6 protein-coding genes are annotated in these 6228 nt (G+C 64.0%); 2 read left to right on the forward strand and 4 right to left on the reverse strand.

The window, feature by feature from the left end; translation table 11 throughout:
- The first annotated feature begins 58 nt into the window (after positions 1-58).
- Positions 59-511 (forward strand): type II 3-dehydroquinate dehydratase, encoded by a 453-nt coding sequence (gene aroQ, locus AC1D2E_RS27215; RefSeq protein WP_478176629.1) that lies wholly within the window; start codon positions 59-61, stop codon positions 509-511.
- The gene (locus AC1D2E_RS27220) at positions 508-1146 is read left to right on the forward strand and encodes a DNA-3-methyladenine glycosylase I (RefSeq protein ID WP_478176628.1); all 639 of its coding nucleotides are present in this window, start codon (positions 508-510) and stop codon (positions 1144-1146) included. Before aroQ ends, AC1D2E_RS27220 begins: the two co-directional genes overlap by 4 nt.
- Before the next feature lie 18 nt (positions 1147-1164).
- On the opposite strand, the gene AC1D2E_RS27225 is transcribed toward AC1D2E_RS27220, so the two are convergent.
- The 4 genes from AC1D2E_RS27225 to AC1D2E_RS27240 are packed head-to-tail and all read right to left on the reverse strand — an operon-like array spanning position 1165 to position 6156.
- Positions 1165-2793, reverse strand: coding sequence for a SpoVR family protein (locus tag AC1D2E_RS27225; RefSeq protein WP_478200281.1), 1629 nt, complete (start codon positions 2791-2793; stop codon positions 1165-1167).
- Positions 2679-3962, reverse strand: coding sequence for a YeaH/YhbH family protein (locus tag AC1D2E_RS27230; RefSeq protein WP_478200282.1), 1284 nt, complete (start codon positions 3960-3962; stop codon positions 2679-2681). Before AC1D2E_RS27230 ends, AC1D2E_RS27225 begins: the two co-directional genes overlap by 115 nt.
- A 27-nt stretch (positions 3963-3989) precedes the next feature.
- Positions 3990-5912 (reverse strand): PrkA family serine protein kinase, encoded by a 1923-nt coding sequence (locus AC1D2E_RS27235; RefSeq protein WP_478200283.1) that lies wholly within the window; start codon positions 5910-5912, stop codon positions 3990-3992.
- 19 nt (positions 5913-5931) lie between these two features.
- Positions 5932-6156, reverse strand: coding sequence for a hypothetical protein (locus AC1D2E_RS27240; protein ID WP_478176627.1), 225 nt, complete (start codon positions 6154-6156; stop codon positions 5932-5934).
- Positions 6157-6228 lie beyond the last annotated feature (72 nt).

Genomic DNA, 6228 nt, shown 5'->3' on the forward strand with positions numbered 1-6228 from the left:
TGCGGTTTCGGTTCAGGAATCGGGCACTATAAGATGCCGCGCACTGGAGAGTCACGTCATGAAGAAAATCCTTGTCCTCAACGGCCCGAACCTCAACCTCCTCGGAACGCGCGAGCCCGCGCAGTACGGCTACGAAACGCTGGCCGATGTCGAGCGCATGTGCCTGGAGACCGGCGCCACGCTCGGCATCGACGTCGAGTGCCGGCAGTCCAACCACGAGGGCCAGCTGATCGACTGGATCCACGAGGCGGGGCGCGAGGTGGCCGCCGGCCGCATGCTCGGCGTGGTGATGAATCCGGGCGCCTACACCCACACCTCGATCGCGCTGCACGACGCCATCAAGGGCGCCAGCGTGCCGCTGATCGAACTGCACATCTCGAATGTGCATGCCCGCGAGGAGTTCCGCCACCACTCGTACATCTCGCCGGCGGCGCGCGGCATCATCGTCGGGCTCGGCGTGAAGGGTTATCCGCTCGCGATCGAGGCGCTGGTGCGCGTGAGCGCGGCGTGACGGGCGGCCGAGCCGGCCTGTTCGAAGGCGAGGACGGCGCCTGGCGCTGCCGCTGGTGCGCGGCGACGCCGCTCTACCAGGGCTACCACGACAGCGAGTGGGGATTCCCGGTGACCGACGACCGGCGCCTGTTCGAGAAGCTGTGCCTCGAAGGCTTCCAGGCCGGCCTGAGTTGGCTCACGATCCTCAACAAGCGCGAGGCCTTCCGGCGCGGCTTTGCCGACTTCGATGCCGAGCGCATGGCGCGCTTCGGTCCGAAGGACGTCGAGCGCCTGCTCGCCGATGCCGGCATCGTGCGCCATCGCGGCAAGATCGAGTCGGCGATCAACAACGCCCACCGCGTGATCGAGCTGCGCCGCGAGTTCGGTTCGCTGGCGGCCTACGCCTGGGGTTTCGAGCCCGATCCGGCCTCGCGGCCGAAGCGGATCACGCATGCGGCGCTGCAGACCTTCACCACCTCGCCCGAGTCGATCGCAATGTCGAAGGATCTCAAGAAGCGGGGCTGGAGTTTCGTCGGCCCGACCACGGTCTATGCCTTCATGCAGGCCATGGGCCTGGTCAACGACCACATCGAGGGTTGCCACGCGCGCGATCAGGCGCTGAACGCGCGCGCCAAGCTCAAGCTGCCGCGCTGACGCGGGTGCGGGTGCGGTTCAGGCGGCCTGCGGCCCGGCCACTTTGCGGTGGCTGATCCGGCCCTGGCTGTCGACGCTCTCGAGGTGGACGTCGAAGCCCMACAGCCGCGCCACGTGCTTGAGCACCTCGGTCGAGTTGTCGTGCAGCGGGCGGTTGTTGTGCTGGGTGTGGCGCAGCGTCAGCGCGCGGTCTCCGCGCAGGTTCACGCTCCAGACCTGGATGTTGGGCTCGCGGTGGTTCAGGTCGTATTGGCGTGACAGCGATTCGCGCAATTGCTTGTAACCGCTGTCGTCGTGAATGGCCGACACCTCGAGCTCGGGCTCGCTTTCCTGGTCGCGGACCGTGAAAAAGCGGAAATCGCGCATCAGCTTTGGCGACAGGAATTGACCAATAAAGCTCTCGTCCTTGAAATTGCGCATGGCGTAGTCGAGCGAGGTCAGCCAATCGGAACCCGCCAGATCGGGAAACCAGCGCCTGTCTTCCTCGGTCGGCTTTTCACAAATGCGCCGCAGGTCGGTGAACATCGAAAAACCCAGCGCATAGGGATTGATGCCGCTGTACGCGCGGTGGCCGATCGGGGGCTGGAACACCACGTTGGTGTGCGACTGCAGCCATTCGATCATGAAGCCGTCGGCCAGCAGGCCCTCGTCGTACAGCGTATTGAGCAGGGTGTAGTGCCAGAAGGTGGCCCAGCCCTCGTTCATGACCTGGGTCTGGCGCTGCGGATAGAAGTACTGCCCGATTTTGCGCACGATACGCACCACTTCGCGTTGCCAGGGGTCCAACAATGGTGCATTTTTCTCGATGAAGTAGAGCAGGTTCTCCTGCGGCTCGGCCGGGAAGCGCTTCGACGCCTCTTCGTCCTCCGCCGTGCGGCCGCTCCGGCGCGGCAGGGTGCGCCAGAGGTCGTTGACCTGCTGCTGGAGATGGTGCTCGCGCTCCTCGCGGCGCGCCTGCTCCTGGCTCAGCGACAGCCGCTGCGGCCGGCGGTAGCGGTCGACGCCGTGGTTCATCAGCGCGTGGCAGGAATCGAGCAGGTCCTCGACCGCCCCGACCCCATGGCGCTCCTCGCATTCGCTGATGTAGTTCCGGGCATAGACCAGGTAGTCGATGATCGAGGACGCATCGGTCCACATCTTGAACAGGTAGTTGCCCTTGAAGAAGCTGTTGTGCCCGTAGGCCGCGTGGGCGATCACCAGGGCCTGCATGGCCATGGTGTTCTCTTCCATCAGGTAGGCGATGCAGGGATCGGAGTTGATCACGATCTCGTAGGCGAGGCCCATGTGGCCGCGGCGGTAGTTCTTCTCGGTGGCGATGAACTGCTTGCCGTAGGACCAGTGGCGGTAGATCACCGGCATGCCGACCGAGGCATAGGCGTCCATCATCTGCTCGGCCGTGATGATCTCGAGCTGGTTGGCGTAGGTGTCCAGCTTGTAGCCCTTGGCCACCCGGGCGATCTCGGTGTGGTACTGCTCGATCAGCTCGAAGGTCCAGTCGGAAGGGCTGGGCAGCGGAGTACGGGTCTTCTCTGTCACGCCGGGCCTCTCTCTTTCTTGAACAGGTCGCGGAACACGGGGTAGATGTCTTGCGCGGAACTGACCTTGCGCATCGCGAAATTCTTGTGGGAGCCGGCCAGCTGGGTGTATTCCTCCCACATGTTCTGCTCGGCCTCGGCCACCTGCACGTAGGCGTAGTAGCGCACCAGCGGCAGCAGGTGGTCGGCCAGCAGCTCGCGGCAGCGGCCGCTGTCCTGGTGCCAGTTGTCGCCGTCGCTGGCCTGGGCGCCGTAGATGTTCCACTCGCCGCTGGGGTAGCGGGCGCGCACGATGTCGAGCATCAGCGTGAGGGCGCTCGAGACCACGGTGCCGCCAGTCTCGGTGGCATGGAAGAACTCTTCCTCGGTGACCTCCGAGGCCTGCGTGTGGTGGCGGATGAAGACCAGGTCGATCTTCTCGTAGTGCCGCGTCAGGAACATGTAGAGCAGCATGAAGAAGCGCTTCGACATGTCCTTGCGCGCCTCGTCCATCGAGCCCGAGACGTCCATCAGGCAGAACATCACGGCCTTGGCCGACGGGATCGGCACCTTGACCCGATTGCGGTAGCGCAGGTCGATCGGGTCGAGGAAGGGCACGTGCTTGGCCTTGGCGCGCAGCTCCTCGAGCTTGGCCTCGGTCTCGCGGATCTCGCGTTGCACCAGGGCGTCGGCCACCCGCGGACCGCGCCGCAGGTGCAGCAGGTGCGCCTCGAGTTCGCGGATCTCGCGCCGCGAATCGCCGCCGAGCGCGATGCGGCGTGCCAGCGCGCCGCGCATCGAGCGCACCACGTGCAGGTTGCTCGGGCTGCCGTCGCTGACGAAGCCGGCGCGGTGGCTTTTCCACTCGGGCACCTCGGCCAACTGGGTGCGGATCAGGTGGGGCAGGGCGAGGTCCTCGAAGAAGACCCGCATGAACTCCTCCTTGGTCAGGCTGAAGACGAAGTCGTCCTCGCCGCCTTCGCCGTCGCCGGCCTGCGAGCCGCTGCCCGAGCCACCGCCGCCCTGCGGCCGCTCGATGCGGTCGCCCTTGACGTATTCCTTGTTGCCCGGATGAACGTACTCGCGGTCGCCGCCCTGGCCGTGGCCGAACACGGGCTCGGAGACGTCGCGCTTGGGCAGCGTGATGTCCTCGCCCTGCTCGAGGTCGCGGATGCCGCGGCCGCTGACCGCGCGGCGCACAGCCTCGCCGATCTGCTCGCGATAGCGCCGCAGGAAACGTTCGCGGTTGCCGATGGACTTGTTCTTGCCCGACAACCGACGGTCGATGATCTGCTGCAGCATGGCCACGGACAGAACTCCTTCAGTTCATCATGAACTCTTGCGAACGCGCAGGTACCACTCGCACAGCAGGCGGACCTGCTTGGCCGTATAGCCCTTCTGGACCATCCGGTTGACGAAATCCTCGTGCTTCTTCATCTCGTCGGCGCTGCTCTTGGCATTGAAGCTGATGACCGGCAGCAGCTCTTCGGTGTTCGAGAACATCTTCTTCTCGATCACCGTGCGCAGCTTCTCGTAACTGGTCCACAGCGGGTTCTTGCCGGCGTTGCCGGCCCGCGCGCGCAGCACGAAGTTGACGATCTCGTTGCGGAAGTCCTTCGGGTTGCTGATGCCCGCGGGCTTCTCGATCTTCTCGAGCTCGGCGTTGAGCGAGCCGCGGTCGAACACTTCGCCGGTGTCCTGGTCGCGGTACTCCTGGTCCTGGATCCAGTAGTCGGCGTAGGTCACGTAGCGGTCGAAAATGTTCTGGCCGTACTCCGAATAGCTCTCGAGGTACGCCGTCTGGATCTCCTTGCCGATGAATTCCGCGTAGCGCGGCGCCATCAGTTCCTTGATGTAGGACAGGTACTTCTGCTCGGTCTCGGGCGCGAACTGCTCGCGCTCGATCTGCTGCTCGAGCACATACATCAGGTGCACCGGGTTCGCCGCCACCTCGCTGCTGTCGAAGTTGAAGACCTTCGAGATGATCTTGAAGGCGAAGCGCGTCGAGACGCCGCTCATGCCCTCGTCGACGCCCGCGTAGTCGCGGTACTCCTGCATCGACTTGGCCTTGGGGTCGGTGTCCTTGAGGTTGTCGCCGTCGTAGATCTGCATCTTGCTGAAGATGCTCGAGTTCTCGGGTTCCTTGAGCCGCGTGAGCACCGAGAACTGGGCCATCATGCGCAGCGTGCCGGGCGCGCAGGGCGCGTGCGACAGCGACGAGTTGCGCACCAGCTTCTCGTAGATCTTGATCTCTTCGGAGACCCGCAGGCAGTAGGGCACCTTGACGATGTAGATCCGGTCGAGGAAGGCCTCGTTGTTCTTGTTGTTGCGGAAGGCCTTCCATTCGCTTTCGTTGCTGTGCGCCAACACGATGCCGTCGAACGGAATCGCGCCGAAGCCCTCGGTGCCCTTGAAGTTGCCTTCCTGGGTGGCCGTCAGCAAGGGATGCAGCACCTTGATCGGCGCCTTGAACATCTCGACGAACTCGAGCAGGCCCTGGTTCGCCAGGCACAGGCCGCCGGAGTAGGCGTAGGCGTCCGGGTCGTCCTGGGCGTAGTCCTCGAGCTTGCGGATGTCGATCTTGCCAACCAGCGAGGAGATGTCCWGGTTGTTCTCGTCGCCGGGCTCGGTCTTGGCGACCGCGACCTGGCGCAGCACCGAGGGGTAGCGCTTGACGACCTGGAACCTGCGAATGTCGCCACCGTACTCTTCCAGCCRCTTGACGGCCCAGGGCGACAGGATGCGCTGCAGGTAGCGCCGCGGAATGCCGTATTCCTTTTCGAGGATCTCGCCGTCCTCGGCTGCATCGAACAGGCCGAGCGGGGTTTCGTTGACCGGCGAGCCCTTGATCGAATAGAAGGGCACGTGCTCCATCAGCTGCTTCAGTCGCTCGGCGATCGAGCTCTTGCCGCCACCCACCGGGCCCAGCAGGTAGAGGATCTGCTTCTTTTCCTCCAGTCCCTGGGCGCCGTGCCGGAAGTACGACACCACCTGTTCGATCGCATCTTCCATGCCATAGAACTCGCGGAAGGCCGGGTAGATCTTGATGACCTTGTTGGCGAAGATCCGGGACAGGCGGGGGTCGTTGCGCGTATCCACCAACTCCGGCTCGCCAATGGCCTTGAGCATCCGCTCGGCCGCCGTGGCGTAGGCCATGGGCTCCCGTTTGCAGATCTCCAGGTATTCCTGAAGGGACAAGACCTCTTCGCGGGTGCGCTCATATCGCGCTGCGAAGTTGCTGATGACATCCACCATAGACACCTCCATCGAGTCAGCCGGGCGCTGCCCGGGAAATCCGTGCCGCACACGTTGCATCGTTCTTCGCAGGAATGGTGCCAGGTGATGTGTGCACGCTTTGGAAAGACCCCTCGGGCATGAACTTGTTCAAAGCATAGAACAAAGAGCGCTTCGAGCAAATTGCTTTTCGGATAAGAATTTCACGGCCGTCTAAAAGTTCCGACGGAATGCGGCAGCAATTGGCGAAATCGGCGCTCATCGTTCAACTCCACCAGCCCATCCTACGAGCATCCCGGGTTTCCTGCGCGGCGACCGCCCGTCAGCTCGGATC

It is taken from the genome of Variovorax sp. P1_H2, from assembly GCF_056405295.1.

Coding starts and splice junctions, on each gene's coding strand:
- aroQ (WP_478176629.1), top strand. CDS start 59: ATGAAGAAAATCCTTGTCCTCAACGGCCCGAACCTCAACCTCCTCGGA.
- AC1D2E_RS27230 (WP_478200282.1), bottom strand. CDS start 3,962: ATGCTGCAGCAGATCATCGACCGTCGGTTGTCGGGCAAGAACAAGTCC.
- AC1D2E_RS27240 (WP_478176627.1), bottom strand. CDS start 6,156: ATGAGCGCCGATTTCGCCAATTGCTGCCGCATTCCGTCGGAACTTTTA.